This is a genomic window from Massilia sp. Dwa41.01b (genome assembly GCF_014171775.1).
In the GTDB taxonomy this organism is placed as follows: Bacteria; Pseudomonadota; Gammaproteobacteria; order Burkholderiales; family Burkholderiaceae_D; genus Telluria.
Map to the genome: position 1 here is coordinate 1,907,318 of NZ_CP050454.1, position 21,099 is coordinate 1,928,416.

The window sequence follows — 21,099 nt, forward strand, 5'->3', positions numbered from 1 at the left end:
GAAATTGCTTGTCGGTATGATTGCGCTAACTCAATAACAATCAAGAAAAAGGGGGGAGCTCCGATGAAACGACCAGGCACCGTCACACTGCGTTTTACCTCGCGTTGGCCTTATAACCCGATGAGCCTCTTGATCGCCACCTTTACCGGCTCGCGCTTCTTCAGCCATGTGGTGACCATCATCGGCGAACGCGCTTACGAAGCCTCGATGACCCATGGCTGCCGCGGGGGTGCGGTCGCGGAAATCATGCAGGGCGTGGTGCGCTATCGCGACATGCAGGTCGAGGTGCCCGACATCGATGCGGCAATCGCCTTTGCCGAGGCCCAGAACGGCAAGCCCTACGATTTCGGCGGGGCCTTCGCGCTGCCGCTGCTCACGTCCGATAACTGGAACGACGACAGCAAATGGTGGTGCAGCGAACTCGTGTTTGCGACCGTGATGGCCGGCGGCGTGACGCTGCTCGATCCGGACGAAATGCACCGCGTGACGCCGAACGACCTGTACCAGTGCTTCTATCCGAAGGGCGACATGATCCGCGCCTGAGCCCGCACACTGCAATGCAGCCCTCCAGGCCGGCTCGCTCTCGGGCTGTCCAGGCTTGGCGGCTTGCAGAGGGACGACGGCTCGTCCGCAATCCGCGCCCGCACCTGGGCCGCCCGCTATTCTGCTATTGACGTAGATCTATTGCCCTCAATACATGCATTGGTGTATTTACATTGCGCTAATTTTGATGCTACCTTAGCCACATTGCCTACAAAACAATGCGCCCAGCGCACACATCCTCATGAACCAGCGCCCCGCTTCGTTCTCCAGAGTGATCCTGCTTCTGTGCGCGTCGCTGTGCTTCAGCGCGGCACAGGCCGCCATTCCTCCTGAACAAGCCGCCTGCAGCGCCCGCCTCCAGGCCATCCGGCCCGACGATCCCAGCTTCAAGCGTCTCGACAAGATCTACCGCCAGAGCCTGCGTTTTGGCGGCACCGTGCACCGCATCCTTCCCAGCTTCCATGCCACCCACGACGACCTGGTCGCGGCGAAGAGCAGGATGTCCGCGCAGGACATTCCCTACATGGTCTACGAACTGGCGCAAGCCGAGGAACCGAACGCACGCCAGCGCGTCGCCGTCGGCGTGCTTGGACTGTTCGGCCCGCAGGCCCTGCCTTGCATCGCCGCGGCCATGCTCGATGCGCGCATCCCGGGGCGCTTCACGCTCAACCAGATAAGAATCGGTATCGAGGCCGAAAGGGTTTCGACAACCCGTGCGCAGTAGCAGTCCGTCCACGCTGTTTTGTCCAAAACAAGGGAGGGTTCATGTCACGCAAATTCAACTCCGCGCTTCGCACGGCGGCGCTCGTCGCCGCGCTGGGCGCGGTCGGCAGCTCGTACGCCTTTGTCCCGTCGGTGGGGCTGGGGGCGATCACGCCCGGCGAGTCGCACGCGGCCATTACCAAGACCGGCTTGACGACCATCTACGGGGAGCTGGGCATCACCTCGGTGTCGCGCACGATGGAGCAGGCGCGCGATACCATGCTCGAGGCCAATGCCCAGGTCGACAAGACCTTCGAGACTTCGACCGCCCACCATTGCGATGCCGAGAACATCAACCGCTGCAACGAGGTGGTGGTTGCCGCCTTCGATTCGGCGGTGCGCTCGGTGCAGGCGAATAACCTCGACGACGCGCGCAAGAACTTCGGCGCGGCGCTGCACACGCTCCAGGATTTTTATTCGCACAGTAACTGGATCGAACTCGGCAACAACAGCCTGCATCCGCAGATGGGCCGGCCGGGACGGGTAACCGGCATCTCGCCGAGCACCTTCAACGGCGACACCACCAATGCGCCCACCTGCATCGAGTCGCCCACCGGCGCCTGCATGCGCAACAACCTGATCACGCCGCTGCTGACCAGCGGCTACTACGGCGGCCAGAACCGTGATCGTCCGCCCGGCAAGTGCCGCCACGGCGGCTTCTTCGACAAGTCGCCGGGTGTCGGCGGCATCAACAAGGACATGGCGGCTTGCCTCGGCACCACCGGCAACGGCCTCTTCGACTCGCCGCACAGCGACCGCCATCCGGAAGCGGCAGCCCTGGCGGCGCAAGCCACCGCCGACCTGCTGCGCCAGATGAAGGCGAAGGTCACGCTGCGCCAGTTCAAGTCCTTCCTCGGCATCGGCGCGCCGTTTGCGTTCGCCATCGATACGACCGGCAGCATGGGCTCGGTCATCGAGGGTGTGAAGAGCCAGGTCAACGTGATCATCGACTCGCGTGCGAACACACCGGAAGAAGCCAGCCAGTACGTGCTGGCGCCGTTCAACGATCCGGGCGTGCCCACCGCGATCGTGACCGAGAACCCGGCAGCCTTCAAGAGCGCCCTGGCCGGATTGTTCGCCAGCGGCGGCGGCGACTGCCCCGAGCTGTCGATGGCCGGTGCCTACAATGCGGTGGCCGCGGCCGACAAGGGTGCGCAGGTCTACCTGTTCACCGACGCCAGTGCCAAGGATTTCTCGACCTACGGTTCGGTGCTCGACCTGGCCAGTACCAAGAAGTCGCGCCTGTTCTTCGCCCTGTTCGGCAACTGCTCGCCCTACGACCCCGTGTATTTCGCGCTGGCGCGCAACACCGGCGGCCAGGTGTTCATCCTGAACCGTCCGGAAGCGGCCCAGGTCTCGCGCCTGGCGGATGCCTTCTCGCGCACCGACACCGTCGACATCCTGACGATTTCCGGCACGCTCACACCCACGCCGCGCACCTACCAGTTCCCGGTCGACAGCCATATCAGCCGCATGAACCTGTCGGTGGCGCGCACGGCGCCCGGCACGGTCGTGGTCAGGCGCCCGGACGGCTCGACGCTGACACCGACGACGCCAGGCGCCACCGAAATCCCGCTCAGCAACACCACTGCCTATGCCATCACCACGCCGCAGCGCGGGGTCTGGTCGATCACCGTCAGTGGTTCCGACACCTTCTCGATCCTTGTCAACGGCGAGAGCGACTTCGCGTTCTCGCAGTTCCAGTTCGTCGAGCCGGGCGGACGTCCGGGCCACAGCGGCGCTTTCCCGCTGACGGGTTCGCCCGCACCCGGCAAGCAGGTATATGCGCTGGCCAACGTCGGCAGGTTCGCGGTGACCAAGTCGTACGAGTTCCGCAGCCCCGAGGGAAGCGTGCTGGCCCGCTTCGACCTGAGCAACAACGACGCCGCCGACCCGACCTCGGAGACCGGGCAGGTCACGATCCCCACGGGTCCCTTCAAGGTGTATGCGCTCGGCCAGGACAACAACCGCAACGCCTACCAGCGCGTGGTCGGCAACGTCGTCAATCCGCAGACGGTATCGGTCAGCGCGCCAACCGCCGTCGGCCTGCCGCAGGGCCAGGTCACGACCTACATCTTCTCGGTCAGGAACGACGGCCCGGCCGCGACCTTCCGCTTCAGCGCCATCGACGACAAACGCTTCGTCAGCGGCCTGGCGCCGCAGACCGCGACCATCCCGACGGGCGGCAGCGCGCTGGTGACGGTGCGCATGACGCCGCCGGCAGGCACCCCGGTGGGCACGGTCTCCACCCTGACCTTCAGCGCCGAGGATGCGAGCAACCCGGATGCGCGCAACTACGCCAGCCTGTCGAGCAGCGTGATCGCGCCGCCACTGGTGGGCGATGTCAACCGCGACGGCCGCGTCGATTGCGACGACCTCGGCATCGTGCGCGCCTCCTTCGGCTCGCGCCCGGGCTCCGGCAAGTTCAATCCGAACGTGGACCTGGACGTCAACGGCGTGATCGACGTGCGCGACCTCGCCATCATCACCCGCCTGATCCCGGCGGGCACCGTGTGCAAATAAGCTTCACGAAAGGAACCATCATGAAAGCATTCACCAAACTGCTGTTACTGGCGCTGTCGCTGCTGCTCCTGGCATCGCACCCCGCGCAGGCCGTGCCGATCCTGACCTTGACCACCGATAGCACCAGCGTGGAGCAGGGCGCCGAGTTCAGCATCGCCCTCGATGTCGCCGACATCGCCGACCTGTTCGGCTATAACGTGACCATCAACTACGATCCCGCGAAGATCCGCTTCGTCTCCGTCAGCGAAGGAGGCTTCCTGGGCAGCGCGGGCACGAGCTTCTTCGTTCCAGGCGTCGACGACGGCGCCGGCTCGGTCGCCTTTTCCGGCGCCGCGCTCATCGGAGCGATCGGCGGCGCGAACGGCGGCGGCAACCTGCTGAACTTCGTGTTTGCCGGCAGGGGGCGGGCGCGGCCCTGTTCACGCTGTCGGACCTGCTGTTCATCGACTCGACCCTGGCATCGATCGAGGTCGGCGGCGCCTCGCTCGGCGTGGTCGTGCGCGGCACACCGTCCGAGGTACCGGAGCCGGCTTCGCTGGCGCTGATTCTGGGCGGTGCGCTGGCGCTGGCTGCGCGCCGTCGCGCCGGGTGGCCGCGCCGAAAATGAGGAACTGAGCTTCCCGCAAAAGCCCCGCAGGCCGGGGCTTTTGTGCGCCTGGAGCACGCGAAAGCGAAAACCTGCTTTCATGGAAGGCTGCGGGAGGGGCGGGTTAGCAAAACGATGTGTATTGGAAATATTTTGCATATAATCTTGGCAATTTTTGTTGACGGTCGATATTTCCTTTGCCGCTGAGCAGCAGGGGGAGGAAGTGTGTCCGTTCCTGATTCCCAAGGATATCCATGCTCAAGTTGTTGCCGGCAGTCGTAGTGATGTTTGCTCTCTCCGGATGCGGAGGCGGCGGCGCCGACACTCCGGCCCCGGGGAAGGGGGGTGAGGGCCCGCCGTCTCCACCGCTTCCAACGTTCTCGGTCGGCGGCTCGGTTAGGGGCCTGGCTGCCAACGCCAGCCTGACGATTCAGAGCGGCACTGGCGCGTCCACGACGGTACCGCGGACGGCGACTTCACCTTCCCCCAGAAGCTCGTTGCTGGAGGCAGCTATCAGGTTTCGCTCGGTGCAAGCCCGCCGGGCCAGGTCTGCACGGTAGGCGGCGCGAGCGGAACCGTCGCCGCGGCGGACGTGCGCGGTATCGAGATCCTGTGCAATCCCGCGAGCGCAAGCGTGGTCCAGAGCGGAATGGCGGTGACCACCTTCGCGGGCTACCCCGGTTCGCAAGGCGAAGGCGACGGCAAGCTGACCGATGCGACCTTCGCTTGCCCTTTCGGGGTCGCGCTTGACGATGCCGACAACGTGTATGTCACCGATGCCCAGGGCGAATCGGTAAGGAAGATTTCGCCAGCGGGCATCGTGAGTACGCTGGCCAATCCCCTGGACTCGCCCGGCGGTATTGCACGCGATGCATCCGGCAACCTGTACGTCGCCAGCACACGTACCGACAAGATTTTCCAGATCAGTCCGTCGGGCGCGCTGTCGTCCACCGCCGTACGGGAGTGGGGCGGCGCCACGGTCTTGCCGGTTGGCGTCGCCATCGATGGGGCAGGCAATACCTATGTGGTCGGCCGGGGCACGCATGCCATCTACAAATTCAGTCCCGGGGGTGCTGCGAGCGTATTCGCCGGCGGCGAGAAAGTGGAAGGTTCAGCCGATGGCACCGGTGCTGCGGCACGCTTCAAGCTGCCATTTGGCGTGGCGATCGACCCGGACGGGAATGTGTTCGTCTCCGACGAAGGGAACCATACGATTCGCAAGATCACGCCGGCAGAGGTGGTGACGACGGTCGCCGGCGCGGCCGGGGTAGAAGGTGCCTCCGACGGTAGCGCGGCTACCGCCAGGTTCAGCCATCCCGCTGGCGTGACGATCGGGCCGGGCGGCAACCTGTACGTCGTCGATAACGGAAACCGCACAATTCGCATGATCACGCCCGATGGCGTCGTCAGCACGGTGGCCGGTACCGCCCTGGCAACGGGCGCTGCCGACGGATATGGCGCCGCGGCCAGCTTCAGCGATCCCTACGGTATCGTTGCCGACAAGGCGGGCGCCCTGTATGTGACCGACTGCGGCAACCATACGATACGAAAGCTGATTCCTTCGATCGGCACCAGGACCGTCAGCGTGACGCCGCCGCCGATGGTCTTTGCCGAGACGGGGACCGTGACGACGCTTGCCGGCAAACTCGGCGAAGGGGGTTCTGTGGATGGCACAGGAGAGTTCGCTCGTATATGGAGCGACACCATGCGTGCCATGGACCCGGACGGATATCTCCTGCTCGCCGAGGGCTATCCCACGCATGCTTTGCGCAAGGTGTCGAAGACCGGCGTGGTCTCGACGATAACGAGAGAAAACAACGCAAACGACACCTTGGCTTATCCGGCGTTCACCTTCGATCCAGCAGGAAATATGTACACTGCCAAGCGGCGGCCCGGCGGGTCGGTCGAAGGGCTGACGCGGCGTGACACGTCCGGCAATGTGACGACGATTTACGCTGAAGTATATGGCGCTCCAGGACTTGGCAGGATCGTCGCCGATGGTTTCGGCAACGTCTATGGCATCGATGGCGACCAGATCGACAGGATCACGGTTTCCCCGGTCAGCGCGACGGTCTTCGCCGGTACGACTGCCTCGTTCGCGCCACGCTACCATTTCGATGGCCCCGGACCTGTTGCACGTTTCCAGAGCCCGAGTGGCATCGTGGTCGATACCGAAGGGAATGTGTTTGTCACCGATGCGGCGAATCTGGTCATCCGTAAAATCAGTCCGGATGGGGTCGTCAGCACCTTTGCCGGCAAGGTGGGGCGCTCGGGTACGGCACCAGGTTATCACTCGGCAGTTGTCGATGGAACCGCAGACGCTGCACGGTTCTATTACCCGCAGGGGCTGGCTATCGACGGCCAGAATAACCTGTACGTCATCGACAACCATACCATTCGCAAGATCACGCCGAATCGTGAGGTGCGGACGATTGCCGGACTGGCGGGCGTAAAAGGATTCGCCGACGGCATGGGCGCGGCGGCCAGGTTCAGCCGGCTGGACTCGATCGTCGTCGACAAGGAGGGAACCATCTACGTCGGCGACAACAATACGATTCGCAAGATCGTGCAGAAATAGCCGGGGAAACGTGTGCTTGCGGATAAGGCCTGGGCAGCTGCCCAGCCCGGCGGACCCGCATGCGGTTCTACGCGCACCTGGTCGGTTCCGCGCCCATGTCGGTCGATGTCCCCAGGGTAACGCCGCCCACTGAAGGCAACAGTCCTGCTGGTCGGGGCTTTTGTTAATTCCGAAATGTTGCAGCGTAACAAACAGACGGCGCCTGGTTTGCGAAGCCCTTCTGTTTGCCCATGGGAAATGTATAATGCCCCACCTAAGCTGCCAAACGGCAGGGCAGGGACCGCGTGGTTGTTGCGTCGGAGGCAAGGTAGCTGGCATGGACGACAAGATTGTCGGAGTCCGCCTACGTCAAGACGAGCGGAACTGGTCAGCCGTATGTGTGATATTCGACAGATGAACTCGCTTGAGAGGGGTAAGGTAGAGGCGTAAAGAGGATACGCCGATGCTCAAGTCGTTAATCACATTCGCAGTGTTGGGAGGAAGCGCCGCCGTCGCGTGCGCCCAGAGCGGTGTCACCACGTATGGCGTAATCGATGCCGGCGTGGTCGGGCAGGGCGGCTGTGCGGGAAACTGCGCTACCAGGGTCGGTGGCGGCGTCGCCTCCGAATCGCATATCGGCATCCACGGCAGCGAGCCGGTGGGTGGCGGTGCGACGGCGATCTTCGCGGCCGAAACCGTGGTGCGTGCCGACACCGGGCGCGCCGACCAGGGCGAGCGTCCCTTCGGACGCCAGGTCTGGGTCGGTTCTGCCGGCGAATTCGGGGCAATCACGATCGGTCGCCAGTACAACCTCCAGTACCTTGCCCTGACCAACGTGGCCGACCCGTTCAAGGGCGGCATGGCCGGCAGCGCGGGCAACCTGATCGGTGGTGGGCAGCGCGTCGACAACAGCATCCAGTACTACGGCGCCCTGGCGCGCGGCATCTCGGCCGGCGCGTCCTATGCCTTCAGGGAAAAAGTCGATACCTCGCCGGCCGGGCGGGCCTGGGGCATGACGGTCGGCTTCGAGCACGGTCCGCTGACCCTGCGCGCCGCCCACCAGAACCTGAACGCCGTGCGCGTCCAGTTCAACAGCAAGACCAGCAACGACACCGCCGCCAGGAATTCGATCCTGGCCGCCAACCTGCGCCTGGGCTGGGGAACGGCCTACGCCGCCTACAGCCTGAGCCGCGGCTGGGCCAGCTCGCCCCTGTTCAACCCCGACAATCCCTACAGTGCCGGCCTGGCTCGCACGCCATCGAACAACAGCCGCGACGTGCTCGTCGGGCTGGCGGTCCCGGTCTCGCAGCGTACGACCCTCCTGACCTCGTACATCCAGAAGGACGACCGCGACCTGGCCAACCAGGACGCCAACCAGATGGCCATCGGCGCCAGCCACGCGGTATCGCGGCGCACCGATTTCTATGCCGCCTATTCGCACATCCGCAACCGCAACGGCGCCGGCTATACGGTCGGCAATGCCAGCTCGCGCGGCAACGGAAACTCCGCCTTCAACGTCGGCATGCGCCACGCTTTCTGATGAGCATCCGGCAAAGCTTTCAAGGCCCTCGAGAGCCGCGCACTCGAGGCCCCTGAAGCTTTGCCGAATGCTCGAGCCCGAATTGGCTGATCGGAGGCGTGCGCTGCGACGCCGGCTGGGAAATTTCGGTAGCCTGAACCTATTCCATTATCTTCATTCACCATCTTCACGGAGGCATCATGACTGGCAGCAGCACTCTTGATCCGGACAACTTTCCGGAAGGCCCAGACCGTAGCCTGGGCAAGGGCCACGGCACCGACGCCCTCGGTCCCAGCGATTTGTCCGACACCGGCAGCGATGTGATGGGCGGCCCCGGCTTCGCGGCCAACCTCGATGACGACCAGTTGGTCCATCTCGACGGCGGCACCAACGAAGACCAGGAAGCGAGCTTCGCCGGCGACACCGCCGGCCCGGACGTCGGCGACGCCAATTTCTCGGGTGACAGCGATGTCGGCGGCACCGGCGAACGCGCCGCGGCGGGGCGCGACACCATCGTCAAGGATGGTGCCGACATCGATACCGACCAGGTGGTATCGATTCCCGACCTGCCGCTGACGGAAGAAGATACCGACTTCCTAGCGAGCAAACCGCCGACGGGCGAGTCCGGTTCCCGTTAAATCGGCCAGCGCCTGGCGCCGACCTGTTGCGGGGCGCGCCAGGCCCCAGGCCGCCAGCAAGGCGCCCCCACCCAGCAGGATGGCCATCAAGGGCTTTGAGCGCAGGGCGGTGGCCGTATAGGCCGAGCGCTCGAACACGTGGCGCTCGGTCATGCCCTGGCGTTCGCGCAGGGTCTGGGCCGGGTCGGGCGCGTGCAGGGCGTCGGGCCGGCCGGGCAGCTTGTCGAACTTCGACTTTTGCTGGCGCCACATCGATGCGTTCATGAATTTGTCGAGCATGCGCGGCATGTAGGCGTTGCCGGCCGAGATCATCTTGGACGCGCCGCCGACGAAAATGTCGCGTTTCGGATGCTGGGCGCAATACAGGATGGCCTTGGCGACCACTTCCGGCGCATACACCGGAGGTGGCAGGGCCGCTTCCTTGTCCATGTAGTTCTTGGCGTGCACGGCGAACAGGGTGTCGATGCCGGCCGGCTTGACCAGGGTCACCGAGATCGGCGCCGCTTCCTTTTCCAGCTCCATGCGCAGCGAGTCGGTGAAGGCTTTCACCGCGTGCTTGGACGCCGAGTACATGCCCTGCAGCGGCGCCGCGCGGTCCGACACTTCGCTGCCGACATTGATGAGGGCACCGCCGCCGCGCCCCTTCATGCGCTTCACCGCTTCCAGCGATCCATTGACGACGCCCCAGAAATTGGTCTGGAACAGGCGCATGTGGTCTTCCAGCGCCACTTCTTCCAGGCGGCCGAAGGTGCCCACGCCGGCATTGTTGACCCAGGTGTCGATGCGGCCGAAGCGCTCGAGCGCCGTCTGGCCGACGCGTTCGATGTCGCCGGCATTGCCGACGTCGGCAGCGACCGTGGCGACCTGGCTGCCGTGGCGGCGCAGTTCGCTTGCAAGCTGGTCGAGGGCGTCGCCGTTGCGGGCTACCAATACCAGTTTGGCGCCGGCCTCGGCGGCCATGCGCGCGGTGGTGAGGCCAATGCCGCTGGTGGCACCGGTGATGACGATCACCTGTTCGTTGATCTTGCGAAGTTTCACTGACATGACGGTTTCCTTTATCTGATCGATACGGGAAGGACCGCTTGGCGGGCGCAAGTTCGCTGCGCCCGGCAGGCAGCCACGATGGGAGATGACGGACGAAAACCCGAGGGGCCGTACAGCTCCTCGGGCCCGGCCGTACAGTCTTAGCGAACTAACACTGTCGTGGCCATCTGCGCGATTTCAAGTCATTTTTTGCCGGGCTGGTAAATCTGGTCGAACACGCCGCCATCGGCGAAGTGGGCTTTCTGGGCTTGCGTCCAGTTGCCGGCAACCTGGTCCAGCGTGAACAACTTGATGTTCGGGAACTGCGGAGCATACTTGCGCGAGAATTTCTCGACCGTCGGGCGGTAGTAGTTCTTCGCGATGATGTCCTGGCCTTCGTCGCTGTACAGGTACTCGAGGTAAGCCTGCGCCACCTGGCGGGTGCCGCGCTTGTCGACGACCTTGTCGACCACGGCAACCGGCGGCTCGGCCAGGATGCTGACGGACGGTGCGACGATCTCGAACTTGCCCGGGCCGAGTTCGCGCAGCGCCAGCAGGGCTTCGTTTTCCCAGGCCAGCAGCACGTCGCCGATACCGCGTTCGACAAACGTCGTGGTGGCGCCGCGCGCGCCCGAATCGAGCACCGGCACGTTTTTGTACAGGCGCGCGATGAAGTCGCGCGCGCTCGCTTCGTTGCCGCCGGGCTGGCGCAGGGCATAACCCCAGGCTGCAAGATGGTTCCAGCGCGCGCCGCCCGAGGTCTTCGGGTTCGGGGTGATCACGGACACGCCAGGCTTGACCAGGTCGCCCCAGTCGCGGATGCCTTTCGGGTTGCCCTTGCGCACCAGGAAGACGATGGTCGAGGTGTAGGGGGCGCTGCGCGACTTCAGGCGGTCCTGCCAGTTGTGCGCGATAAGGCCGCGTTCACTGATAGCATCGATATCGTAGGCCAGGGCCAGCGTGACGACGTCGGCCGACAGGCCATCGATCACCGCGCGCGCCTGCTTGCCCGAGCCGCCATGCGACTGGCGAATCGTGAGGTTGTCGCCCGTCCTGGCTTTCCACTGCTTGGTGAAGGCGGCGTCGACGTCCTGGTAGAGCTCGCGCGTCGGGTCGTAGGAAACGTTCAGCAGGGTGATGTCGGCTGCGAAGGCGCCTGCATGGGCCAGCAACGCGGCGGCGGCGAGCGAATGGGCGATTTTTTTCAACATGGTGTTTCTTCCGGATGAGTTGGGGGGAGTTAGCGCCAGCTTATGGCCCGGCCCTCCGGAAGAGAACGAATGAATTCAGTTATCGATATGCGATTTTCAACGCATGCCGGACGCTGCCGCATGGGAAGGCATGCGGAAAGGCATGCGGCAGGCATGTGGGTAGAGCTTGCGGCAGGGCATGCAGTCAGACGCCCATGCAGAAGCGGCAGACCCAAAAACAAAAGCCCACGAATAGGTGGGCTCGGGAGAAATGCTGGTGCAGGGAAGACCGGTCGACCGTGAACTACCGCCTTCGGGCCAGGCATGGAAGGGCGCGAGAAACTGCAGCGAACGTGGCGTGAAGCGGGCCGGCGGATCACCCCGGCCGATCAGGGCCGTGGGAGACACGCGGGGCGCTCATGCACAAGCCGCGTCGCGGGCAGGGCACCCGCGGCCACGTACCCGGTGCGCAGCAGGCTCATCGAGCGCCAGGCCTCAGTGGGCTTTGGACAGGATGAGAAGCCAGCGGCCGAAGAGCAGTACTTCCACGTGACCTGCTTCGACACCGGTATCGCACTCGATGATCGGGTTGATCGGATAAAAACGCTTGCGGAAATCGCGGGTGATCAGGATTTCACGGCGGCCAAAGCGCATGAGGAAAGGTGCAGGAGCGTATTCCAGGCCGAAGGCATTGTTCAGAGTGGTCATTGACGGATCCCTTTGTTTGAATTGTGTTGTCAGTGAAAACAGGATAGCACAACTACTGTATAAATCCACAGCTACTGTACAAAACACCAGTAAAATTTTTTAAGTGTAGTTTTTTTGCCATCGAGCCCCAATTGATCCGCATGGACAGCTCCCACACCGACAGCTCGCCCTTTGCACGCCTGCACCGCTTTGCCGCCGCGCGTTTCTCGCCGGCCGAAGCGTTCGGGCTGCACCTGACGCTCGGCGTGCTGGCGCTGCTCCTGGCCATGACCGGCTTCGCCCGCCTTGCCGGGGCGGTGGTGGCGGGCGCGCCGATCACGCTGGTGGACGTGCAGCTGGCGAACTGGCTGCACGCGCACGCACACGACAACCCGCTGCTGAGAACTGCCATGCTGGCGCTCACCCAATTGCACAGCACCCCGGGCATGCTGGGCCTGACGGCGCTTGCCGGCTGGTGGCTGGTGCGGCGCGGGGCGCGCCACTGGGTACCGGCCCTGGTCGCCGCAGTGCCGGGGGCATGCTGCTGAACGTGGCGATGAAGCACACCTTCGAGCGCGCGCGGCCGCATTTCCTCGAGCCCATCGTCAGTCTCGACACCTACAGTTTTCCCAGCGGCCACACGGTGGCGGCCACCCTGCTGTATGGCTTCCTGGCCTGCTACCCGGTGCGCCACGTGCACGGGCGCGCGCGCCAGATGGCGATCGTGCTGGCGGCCTGTGCGATGGTGGCACTGGTGGCCGGCTCCCGCCTCTACCTGGGGCCCATTACCTGACCGACGTGCTCGCGGCCACCCTCGAGGGCTGCGCCTGGCTGGCGGTATGCGTCACCGCGACGGCGACACTGCGCCGCCGGCGCGCCCGTCGCACCCGCGCGGCCGGCACCACTCCCCATTCAATCGACAACGAGGAATCCTGAATGCGCACACTCATCCACCTGTCCGACCTGCATTTCGGCCGCGTCGACGAAGCCCTGCTGGGGCCCTTGCGCGACCTGGTCCACAGCATCGCTCCCGACGTCGTGGTGGTGTCGGGCGACCTGACCCAGCGCGCGCGCAGCGAGCAGTTCGAAGAGGCGCGTGCCTTCCTCGACACCTTGCCCGGGCCGCAGATCGTGGTGCCCGGTAATCACGACATCTCGCTCTACAACGTGTTCCGCCGTTTCGTCAAACCGCTGGCACGCTACAAGCGCTACATCACGGACGACCTCGACCCGGTCTATGTCGACGACGAAATTGCCGTGGTCGGCGTGAACACCGCGCGTTCGCTGACGATCAAGGATGGCCGCGTCAACAAGGAGCAGGTGGCGAAGATCCGCGAGCAGCTCGATGGCCTGGACCCGAAGCTCACGCGCATCGTCGTCACCCACCATCCCTTCGACCTGCCGACCAGCTTCGAGGAGGACGACCTGGTCGACCGCGCGCCGATGGCGATGGAAGTGTTCGCCGAGTGCGGCGTGGACGTGCTGCTGGCCGGGCACATGCACGTCAGCCATGCGGCCAGCACGGCAATGCGCTACCGGATCGATGCCTATGCGGCGCTGGTGGTGCAGGCGGGGACGGCGACGTCGACGCGGGGCCGCGGCGAAGTCAACTCCTTCAACGTGCTGCGTGTCGAGCACGAGCGGGTGGAAGTGGACCGCTATGGCTGGGACATGCTGACAAACACCTTCCGCGTGATCGTCACCGAGAAATTCCTGCGCAGCGGAAATGTATGGTCGCCGGCCTCGGAAGGCATGCTCGCCGCCGGCATCTGAGCAACGCGGGCCGGACGCGTGCCGCCTGGCCCTTTGCCCACTAGATCCAGTACTCGGTCAATCGGGCCATCCATTCCTTGACGCGGTCCGACCAGGGCCGGCTGCGCCAGGCCTCGCGCGTGACCTCCTTCGAGTCGCGCAAGTCTTCAATGAAGGCGGCCTCCATGTCGCGCCCGAAAGCGGGGTCGATCACCACCACGTTCAATTCATAGTTATGGATGAAGCTGCGGCGGTCGATATTGGCCGAGCCGATGGTCGACCAGGCTTCGTCGATCACCGCGGTCTTGGCATGCAGCACCGCCACCTGCAGCTGGAAGATGCGCACGCCGCCGGCCAGCAGCGGCTCGTAGAAGGCGCGGCCCGCATGCATCACCAGGCCATGGTCCGACACCCCCGGCAGCACCAGTTTCACGTCCACGCCGCGCTTGGCCGCCGCCACCAGGGCATCGACGATTTGCGGGTCCGGCACGAAATAGGCCGAGGTGATATGCACCGATTTCTTCGCCTCGTTGATCGCCACCAGGAGCGACTTGTAGATTTCGGAGTGGCCGTCCGGCTCGGTCGCCAGCACGCGCACGAACTTGTCGCCGACGGGCGCCAGGCGAGGGAAGTAATCGCCCGGAGGCAATTCGCCCGCTTCCTGGCGTACCCAGTTGTTGACGAAACTCCACTGCAGGGCAGCGACAGCCGGGCCCTCGATCTTGACGTGGGTATCGCGCCAGCCAACCTTGTCCTTGTCGACATTGTCCGGCTTGCTGCGCGAGCGGAACAGCGAGCTGTTGGCATAGTCGCTGCTGATGTTGATGCCGCCGGTGAAGGCAACCGAGCCGTCGACCACCATCAGCTTGCGGTGGTCGCGGTTGTTGACCGACCAGTTGCCCTTGGCCTTGGCCGGGTTCACGGGATTGAAGGCGAGCATGTTGATACCGGCTTCACGCATGCGCCCGAAAAACGCGTCGGGCGTGCCGATGGTGCCGACGCTGTCGTACATCACGTTGACGATCACGCCCTGGCGCCGCTTTTCCATCAGCAGTTCGGCGAACTGCAGGCCGATCGGGTCCTGGTCGAAAATATAGGTTTCCAGGTTGATGCTGTGGGTGGCGGCGCGCGCGGCCGCCATCATCTCGCGCATCGTCGCCGGGCCGTCGAAGAGCAACTGGACGCGGTTGCCGGCGATGAGCGGAATCCCCGTCGCCTGCTCCTCCAGCACGGCCAGGCCCTTCAGGTCGGGCGTGGCGTTCGCCCAGCGCCGCGCCAGCAACTGCGCCGCCTGGGCCTTGGGCAGGGTGCCGCGCGCGGTGGCGACCGTCGGGTTGGCCTTGGCGGGCGTGTCGGGCAGGGTCCCGGCGTCGGGCAGGGTGCGGCAGGCCGCGACCGTGCACAGGAGCAGCAGCGCGGCAAGCCAGGTATGGAGGCGGTTCTTGTTCATTTCGTTCCCCTTGAGGAGGCCGGACCGGCCTCGTACACGTCGGCGTCCTTCGGGCCGATGAAGAAGTCGAGCGGCGCATGCAGGAAGCGCCGGCCGAGTGCGCGCAGCAGCAGGACGCTGCGCGTGAAGCGGATCTTGCGGGCGCGCAGGGCTACCCACAGCGCCAGGTTGAAGCTGACCAGCAGGTTGACGGCGCCGATCAGTCCCACCCCGAGCGCGGCATTCGCGGCTTCCTGCGGCGTGATCATGTAGTCGAGCCCCACCAGGGCGGTGGCGAAGTTCGCCGTCGAGAAGGTGACGTGGCGGATGTCGAGCGGCAAGCCGAGCAGGTAGCCGACCGTGCCCGTGGTGCCGAGCAGGATGCCGAAGAAGAAGTTACCCATCAGGCCGCCCAGGTTGTCCTCGATGTATTGCGACACCCGCGCGCAGCGCGCCGGCCCGAGCAGCCGGCACATCGGGCGCAGCTGGCGCACGCGCTGGCCCATGCGCGTGTACAGGGCCTTGTTGTCGTAGTAGCCGGAAATCAGGCCGGCGACGAACAGCCACACCCGGCAACCGCCGCGTAGAACAGCGCCGGCGTGCCGAGCGGGTCGATGTCGTGCAGCAGGTGGCGCGCCTTGTCGGGCGTGACCAGGTGGGCACCGGTGGCTTGCTGCCAGCCGATGGCGATCAGCAGCGCCGTCGGGAAGGCGACGATCACGTTGCCGAGCACGGCGACGATCTGGGTGCGGAATACCTTGTTGACGAGCTCGGCCATGCTGTCGAAGTCGATGCGCCCGCCGTCGCGGCTATGCAGCCCGGCGGCGATGCGCTGGGCCGTCATCGCCGGCTGCTTGGTGGCGATGGTCCAGTGCAGCATGTGCACGAGCATGAAGCCGAGCGAGTAGTTCATGCTGAAGAGGAAAGCCTCGACCAGGGGCGCGGCGCGCAAATACGACAGCAGTATCTTGAAAGTGGCCATGAAGCCAACGATGAAGCCTGCGCCGGAGGCCGCCTTGAACATGTGCCGCAGCTGGGCGCGGCTTTCGGCGATGTAGTGCTCGCCGGTGCGGCTGGCGTTCTCGGTGACGTTGCGTGCCAGCAGGTCGATATTGTCGTGCACCAGGCCGCGCACGCGGTATTTGGTGTTGTGCGCTTCCACCAGCTCCTGGGCCAGCGCCAGCGCGGCCGCGCGGCGCGCCGTGAGCGGGCGCGGCGGCTGGGGTGTGGCTGCGGCGGCAACCAGCGCGCCGGGTTCAGCCGCCTGGGTGCTTGGGACGGCCGATGCCGCCGGCAAGGCCAGCGGCGTGCTGTTTTCCTGGCCCGCTTCGCTCAGGTCGACAAGGAACAGGAGTTTGCGCAGCCGGTCGATACTCTGGGTAATGGCCACCAGCACATAGGTCAGCGCGACGCTGGTACCGAAGGAGAGCGCATTGCGCCGGATCCTGCCCACCACTTCTTCGCACTGGTCGAGCATCACCAGCAGGTGGCTGGGATCGTCCGGGCGCGGGCGCGCGCCTTCCAGGAAGCGTCCGTACTCGTCGAGGTAATGGTTGACCTCGATGTTCTGCATCAGGAAAGGCGAATCGAATTCCTCGATCTGGCTATGGCTGTGCACCAGGCGCGGCTCCAGTCCCAGCGCGCAGATGCGGCAGGACAGGGTGCGGATGGCGTCGAGGATGCCCAGTACCGTGACCTCGCGTGCGCGGTCGGGCGCGGCGTCCATGGGCGGCGGCGCTTCGGCAACGACGTCGAACAGCGCCAGCCATTCGGCGTCCGGCACCGAACGTACCCACTCGTAGTCGTCATCCTTGTACAGCACCTGGTCGAGCGCGTCCGACAGGTAGAGATCGTCCAGCGCCGGCGGCAGCACGCGGTAGGAAATCCTGCGCTTGAGTTCGGTGAAGAAGCCGTCGTTGGAGAGGATGCCGATCTCGCTGTAGAGGCTGGTGTGGCGGCGCTTCTCGAGCAGGGTGACGATGTAGCTGCGCAGCGCCCAGGCCTGCTCGGGATTGCCGCGCAGCAGCTGGGTGAGCGTGCGGACGGCATCGCGCGCCTGCCCGGCGTCCGGAGCGCGCAGCAGGCGCCGGCGCGGACGCAGGCTGTCGACCAGCTCGACCAGCAGGTCGATGCGGTCGCTGTGCGGGTCGATCCGTTCAAGAATGGCAAGCATGCATTATCCGTTTCCCAGAAGCGTACAGTGTACGCGCTGGGGCCGCCGGAACTTGGTACGCCAACGAACAGATGCGGCGCCGCTCGACAGCGATTCAAACGGAACGATCGGCCACCTGCAACTGTAAATACTGCAGCAGCACCACCGTCTTGGCATCCTCGATCTCACCGCGGGCGAGCATGGCGAAAGCCTCGTCGAAGCCGATCTCGAGCACGTCGATGTCCTCCCCTTCGTCCTCCTTGCCGCCGCCTTCGCTGCAGCGCTGGCCAGGCTCGTATTCGCCGACGAAATAGTGCACGCGCTCGGTCAGCGTGCCGGGGCTGGCGAAGAGGGTCATCACGTGGCGCAGGTCGTCGACGGCGTAGCCGAGTTCCTCGCGGATCTCGGCGCGCATGCGTTCCTTCGGGTCGGCGCCTTCGAGCATGCCGGCGGCCGTTTCGATGAGAAAGCCCTGGTGGCCCGACAAACGCGCGCCGATGCGGAACTGGCGCGTCAGCAGTACGGTGCGGCGGGCGCGGTTGTAGAGCAGGGCGGTCACGCCGCTGTCGCTGGCATAGACTTCGCGCGTTTCCTCCTGCCGCTCCCCGCTGGCGCGGCGCTGCGCGTACTTCACTTCCTTGAGCGGGAAGTAAGCGTCGGAGAGGAGTTTTTCGTCGAGAATCTGGATCGGGTCGTCTCCCATGCTCGGCTCCTGGAAAGGGATGGTGCCAGCATACATGAGGCAGCCCGGGCGCCCGCGCACCGGACCGGGCGGAAAAAAAGCCGCCCGGCTTGCGCGGGGCGGCTCCGTTCAGGCTACAGGTCGATCAGAACTTGTAGCTGGCGGTGAGGCGGAAGTTGCGGCCCATCGCATTGTGCAGCTGCGGGTTGAAACCTTCGATGCCGTACGACGCATCGTAAGGTGCCGCGGTATCGAACACGTTGCGGATGTTCGCCGACAGGGTCCAGTTCTTGAAGCCCGTGTACGAGTACGACAGGTTCACCGTGGTCCACTCCGGCACCGAGCAATCGTTCACCCAGTTGCTGTACTTCGGCAGGCCGCCCAGCGAGTAGGCGGTCGACGGCTGGCCGCTGCCGTAGTAGCAGTAGATCTCCGGATAGGTCTCATAGTTGTCGGTACGGCGGTACTGCGAGACCGGGCCCACGTAGTCGATCGAACCGGTCAGCGCGTGCACGCCGCGGGTCCAGGTCGAGGACAGGGTGGCACGGTGGCGCGGGATGTCGTCGACCGAGGTGTTCCAGTCGGAGATGCCGCCGCTGGTGCCGACCAGGTTCACGGCGCGGTCGCCCTTGTGCTCTTCACGCTTGTAGGTCAGCGCGTAGTTCCAGTCCAGCCTGGTGGACAGGCGGCCCTGCTCGCCCAGCGACAGGCGGTGCGTCACTTCGAAGTCCAGGCCCGACACTTCGGTCGAACCCTGGTTCACGTAGTAACGGTTGACCGCGCTGATCGGACCGGTGCCTGGAACCGGGTTGCCGTTGGCGTCGAGGACGAAGTTCGCCGGGTTGGTGTCGCGCACGATCAGGCCCGGGTAGTCGGCGGCGTGGGTGGCCACGTGCGATGCCGACAGCAGCACGGTCTCGTCTTCCTTGCGGATCCGGTAGTAGTCGATCAGGATGTCGAGGTTGCGGGTCGGATTGAGGATCGCGCCGAACGAGAAGCTCTTCGAGGTTTCGGGCTTCAGGTCCGGGTTCGGTGCCGAGAAGCTCGACACGCGGCGCGGGCAGTCCGACGAATCGGCGCCCGGCAGCGGATTGACGCCGTCCGGGCAGCGCAGCGGGTCCTTGATCGAGGTGAAGGACTGCACGCCGCCTTCGGCGATCTGCGACAGGGCTGGCGCGCGGAAGCCTTCGGCATAGGTCGAACGCAGGGTCAGCTTGTCGTTCACGGCCCACTTGGCGCCCACCTTCGGCACGAAGCTCGATTCAGTCGGGTACTTGTCGTAGCGGCCGGCGAAGTCCATCTCGAAGTTCCTGGTGAACGGGGTGCGCAGTTCGACGAAGGCCGACTTGACGACGCGGCTGGCGTCCATCATCGAGTTCGCCAGGCCCAGGATGGTGCCGGTCTGGGTCGCCATGTCCGGGGTCATCGACAGCTTTTCCTGGCGGATTTCGCCGCCGAAGGCCAGGCCGATGTCGCCGCCGGCCAGGTGGCCGACCGTGGTCGATGCCTTGGCATCGAACTGGGCCACGTGCGCGTAGCCTTCGTTGACGACGTCGCGCACGGCGCTCGGGTCGGCAGCGGTCTGGGCCAGCGTGCGGTTCTCGGTCAGGATGCGGCGGATGACCGGCAAGTAGAGGAAGCCGCGCGCGGTCTCGGTGCGCTCGCTACGGTTGAGCAGCAGGCCGGTTTCCCAGTCCCAGGTACCGGTGGTGCCCTTGACGCCGGCCAGCAGGCGGCCGGCCTCGTTGACGTTGCGCGAACCTCCCGGGGTGTTCACGAAACGGTAGGCCACGGCGGAGCGCGAGTCGGCCCATGGATTGTCCGGATGGCCGGCCGGCAGGATCAGCTGGAAGTCGCTCGGCGCGCCGTTCGTGCGGAAGACGGTGGTCGGCGAGGTCGAGGAGATGGTCGGCGAATTGCCGGTGTACTCGCGTTCGACGCGGCTGTAGCCGAATTCGGCGAAGGCGGTGATGTCCGGTGTGACCTGGAAGGTCAGCTTGCCCAGCAGGTTGGCGTCCGTACCCTTGCTTTGCGCCTCCTGGTTGTTCCAGGTGTCGTAGTTGCAGAAGGTGCGGCCGATCAGGATCGAGCTGGCCGACAGGTTGTGCTCTGCGCGGCTGCCGGTGAGCTGCTGCGACGGGTCGCAACCGGTGCGGTTGACGATGCCGGCGGCGTCCTTCTGGGTAGTCGAGAAGTCGCGTGCGCCCGGGGTCTTCTCGCGGAAGAAGAAAGGCTGGTCGGACACATAGCTGCCGTACGGATTCAGGCGCGCGTTGATGTCGCCGTACATGTTCTGCTTGATGTCTTTGACATCGCGCGCGGCGGTGCGGTCGCGCCTGGCCAGGTCGACGCTGAAGAAGGCGTTGTAGCGGTCCTGTTCCAGGTCGCCGAAGCCGAACACGCCGTTGACGTTCCTGCGGGCGAATTCGCCGTCGTCGTTGGCGCTGGCCGAGGCCTTGATTTCGGCGCCGCGGTAGTTGCTCCTGGTGATGAAGTTGATCACGCCGGCGATCGCGTCCGAGCCGTAGACGGCCGAGGCGCCGTCCTTGAAGATCTCCACGCGTTCGATGGCCGAGACCGGAATGCTGTTGAGGTCATAGACGGCCGACTTGCCCTGGTTCGGGTCGGCATAGGCGGACGAGGTGATGCGGCGGCCGTTGAGCAGGATCAGGGTCGCGGACGAGCCCATGCCGCGCAGCGATGCCGTCGAGGTGCCTTTCGAGAAGCCGCCTTCGATGATGTCGTTCGAGGAACCCGAGCCGAAGGCCGGGATGTTGTGCAGCAGTTCGGCGACCGTGTTGGCACCGGTTGCTTCGATCTGCCTGGAGGTCAGGACGCCGACGGGCGAGGAGCCCTCCTTGTCGGCGCGCTTGATGTTGGAGCCGGTCACGTACACCTTCTGGACCGGTGCGGCAGCTTCCTGCTGCGCGAAAACGACGCCTGACGAAGCCAGGGTCAGGGCGACAGCGAGAACGCTGCGCTTTACTACGGGGTGCTGCTTGGTCAAAGAAATCTCCGATACATCTGAAACACGAACCGTCCTGGCTGGCCGACGG

The 21,099-nt window shown here is 65.1% G+C and carries 17 protein-coding genes and 1 pseudogene; 11 read left to right on the forward strand and 7 right to left on the reverse strand.

Annotated elements, in window-relative coordinates:
- Nucleotides 1–63: 63 nt before the first annotated feature.
- The 8 genes from G4G28_RS08640 (at nucleotide 64) to G4G28_RS08675 (ending at nucleotide 9,128) form a co-directional block, all read left to right on the forward strand.
- Nucleotides 64–543, forward strand: coding sequence for a hypothetical protein (locus tag G4G28_RS08640; protein WP_182987958.1), 480 nt, complete (start codon nucleotides 64–66; stop codon nucleotides 541–543).
- Nucleotides 544–784: 241 nt separating this feature from the next.
- A complete protein-coding gene (locus tag G4G28_RS08645) occupies nucleotides 785–1,267 on the forward strand; it encodes a hypothetical protein (RefSeq protein ID WP_182987959.1) in 483 nt (160 codons plus the stop codon).
- 41 nt (nucleotides 1,268–1,308) lie between these two features.
- Entirely contained in the window at nucleotides 1,309–3,828 is a 2,520-nt protein-coding gene (locus G4G28_RS08650) for a dockerin type I domain-containing protein (protein ID WP_182987960.1), read from the forward strand.
- A gap of 20 nt (nucleotides 3,829–3,848) precedes the next feature.
- Entirely contained in the window at nucleotides 3,849–4,373 is a 525-nt protein-coding gene (locus G4G28_RS08655; protein ID WP_183108245.1) for a cohesin domain-containing protein, read from the forward strand.
- On the forward strand, nucleotides 4,325–4,435 hold the full coding sequence (locus tag G4G28_RS28940; protein WP_183108246.1) for a PEP-CTERM sorting domain-containing protein: 111 nt from the start codon (nucleotides 4,325–4,327) through the stop codon (nucleotides 4,433–4,435). Before G4G28_RS08655 ends, G4G28_RS28940 begins: the two co-directional genes overlap by 49 nt.
- A gap of 571 nt (nucleotides 4,436–5,006) precedes the next feature.
- On the forward strand, nucleotides 5,007–6,992 hold the full coding sequence (locus tag G4G28_RS08665) for a hypothetical protein (RefSeq protein WP_182987962.1): 1,986 nt from the start codon (nucleotides 5,007–5,009) through the stop codon (nucleotides 6,990–6,992).
- A 442-nt stretch (nucleotides 6,993–7,434) separates the two neighbouring features.
- Nucleotides 7,435–8,511 (forward strand): porin, encoded by a 1,077-nt coding sequence (locus G4G28_RS08670; RefSeq protein ID WP_183108247.1) that lies wholly within the window; start codon nucleotides 7,435–7,437, stop codon nucleotides 8,509–8,511.
- Nucleotides 8,512–8,690: 179 nt separating this feature from the next.
- Complete coding sequence (locus tag G4G28_RS08675; protein ID WP_182987964.1) at nucleotides 8,691–9,128, forward strand: hypothetical protein; 438 nt, start codon at nucleotides 8,691–8,693, stop codon at nucleotides 9,126–9,128.
- On the opposite strand, the gene G4G28_RS08680 is transcribed toward G4G28_RS08675, so the two are convergent.
- The 3 genes from G4G28_RS08680 to G4G28_RS08690 form a co-directional block, all read right to left on the reverse strand.
- A complete protein-coding gene (locus tag G4G28_RS08680) occupies nucleotides 9,087–10,172 on the reverse strand; it encodes an SDR family oxidoreductase (protein WP_182987965.1) in 1,086 nt (361 codons plus the stop codon). The genes G4G28_RS08675 and G4G28_RS08680 overlap by 42 nt on opposite strands.
- A gap of 182 nt (nucleotides 10,173–10,354) precedes the next feature.
- A complete protein-coding gene (locus G4G28_RS08685; RefSeq protein WP_182987966.1) occupies nucleotides 10,355–11,362 on the reverse strand; it encodes a sulfate ABC transporter substrate-binding protein in 1,008 nt (335 codons plus the stop codon).
- A gap of 474 nt (nucleotides 11,363–11,836) precedes the next feature.
- Nucleotides 11,837–12,049 carry a hypothetical protein gene (locus tag G4G28_RS08690; protein ID WP_182987967.1) on the reverse strand — a complete coding sequence of 71 codons (213 nt, stop codon included), beginning with the start codon at nucleotides 12,047–12,049 and terminating at the stop codon, nucleotides 11,837–11,839.
- A gap of 140 nt (nucleotides 12,050–12,189) precedes the next feature.
- Between G4G28_RS08690 and G4G28_RS25610 the strand changes: the two genes are divergently transcribed.
- From G4G28_RS25610 to G4G28_RS08700, 3 genes are all read left to right on the forward strand, one after another.
- Nucleotides 12,190–12,576 carry a hypothetical protein gene (locus G4G28_RS25610; RefSeq protein ID WP_229424919.1) on the forward strand — a complete coding sequence of 129 codons (387 nt, stop codon included), beginning with the start codon at nucleotides 12,190–12,192 and terminating at the stop codon, nucleotides 12,574–12,576.
- A complete protein-coding gene (locus tag G4G28_RS25615) occupies nucleotides 12,567–12,821 on the forward strand; it encodes a phosphatase PAP2 family protein (RefSeq protein ID WP_229507969.1) in 255 nt (84 codons plus the stop codon). Before G4G28_RS25610 ends, G4G28_RS25615 begins: the two co-directional genes overlap by 10 nt.
- 143 nt (nucleotides 12,822–12,964) lie before the next feature.
- On the forward strand, nucleotides 12,965–13,801 hold the full coding sequence (locus G4G28_RS08700; RefSeq protein WP_182987968.1) for a metallophosphoesterase: 837 nt from the start codon (nucleotides 12,965–12,967) through the stop codon (nucleotides 13,799–13,801).
- Between the two features lie 40 nt (nucleotides 13,802–13,841).
- Here the strand turns inward: G4G28_RS08700 and cls are convergent, their stop codons facing one another.
- From cls to G4G28_RS08720, 4 genes and pseudogenes are all read right to left on the reverse strand, one after another.
- Nucleotides 13,842–15,230 carry a cardiolipin synthase gene (cls, locus tag G4G28_RS08705; RefSeq protein ID WP_183108248.1) on the reverse strand — a complete coding sequence of 463 codons (1,389 nt, stop codon included), beginning with the start codon at nucleotides 15,228–15,230 and terminating at the stop codon, nucleotides 13,842–13,844.
- A pseudogene (locus G4G28_RS08710) lies at nucleotides 15,227–17,382 on the reverse strand (site-specific recombinase). Before G4G28_RS08710 ends, cls begins: the two are co-directional and overlap by 4 nt.
- 94 nt (nucleotides 17,383–17,476) lie before the next feature.
- Nucleotides 17,477–18,064, reverse strand: coding sequence for an NUDIX domain-containing protein (locus G4G28_RS08715; RefSeq protein ID WP_182987970.1), 588 nt, complete (start codon nucleotides 18,062–18,064; stop codon nucleotides 17,477–17,479).
- Between the two features lie 124 nt (nucleotides 18,065–18,188).
- Nucleotides 18,189–21,050, reverse strand: coding sequence for a TonB-dependent receptor (locus tag G4G28_RS08720; protein ID WP_182987971.1), 2,862 nt, complete (start codon nucleotides 21,048–21,050; stop codon nucleotides 18,189–18,191).
- Nucleotides 21,051–21,099 lie beyond the last annotated feature (49 nt).

Coding starts and splice junctions, on each gene's coding strand:
- G4G28_RS08715 (WP_182987970.1), bottom strand. CDS start 18,064: ATGGGAGACGACCCGATCCAGATTCTCGACGAAAAACTCCTCTCCGAC.
- G4G28_RS08670 (WP_183108247.1), top strand. CDS start 7,435: ATGCTCAAGTCGTTAATCACATTCGCAGTGTTGGGAGGAAGCGCCGCC.
- G4G28_RS08685 (WP_182987966.1), bottom strand. CDS start 11,362: ATGTTGAAAAAAATCGCCCATTCGCTCGCCGCCGCCGCGTTGCTGGCC.
- G4G28_RS08675 (WP_182987964.1), top strand. CDS start 8,691: ATGACTGGCAGCAGCACTCTTGATCCGGACAACTTTCCGGAAGGCCCA.
- G4G28_RS08700 (WP_182987968.1), top strand. CDS start 12,965: ATGCGCACACTCATCCACCTGTCCGACCTGCATTTCGGCCGCGTCGAC.
- cls (WP_183108248.1), bottom strand. CDS start 15,230: ATGAACAAGAACCGCCTCCATACCTGGCTTGCCGCGCTGCTGCTCCTG.
- G4G28_RS08680 (WP_182987965.1), bottom strand. CDS start 10,172: ATGTCAGTGAAACTTCGCAAGATCAACGAACAGGTGATCGTCATCACC.
- G4G28_RS25615 (WP_229507969.1), top strand. CDS start 12,567: ATGCTGCTGAACGTGGCGATGAAGCACACCTTCGAGCGCGCGCGGCCG.
- G4G28_RS08655 (WP_183108245.1), top strand. CDS start 3,849: ATGAAAGCATTCACCAAACTGCTGTTACTGGCGCTGTCGCTGCTGCTC.
- G4G28_RS25610 (WP_229424919.1), top strand. CDS start 12,190: ATGGACAGCTCCCACACCGACAGCTCGCCCTTTGCACGCCTGCACCGC.
- G4G28_RS08690 (WP_182987967.1), bottom strand. CDS start 12,049: ATGACCACTCTGAACAATGCCTTCGGCCTGGAATACGCTCCTGCACCT.
- G4G28_RS08645 (WP_182987959.1), top strand. CDS start 785: ATGAACCAGCGCCCCGCTTCGTTCTCCAGAGTGATCCTGCTTCTGTGC.
- G4G28_RS08650 (WP_182987960.1), top strand. CDS start 1,309: ATGTCACGCAAATTCAACTCCGCGCTTCGCACGGCGGCGCTCGTCGCC.
- G4G28_RS08640 (WP_182987958.1), top strand. CDS start 64: ATGAAACGACCAGGCACCGTCACACTGCGTTTTACCTCGCGTTGGCCT.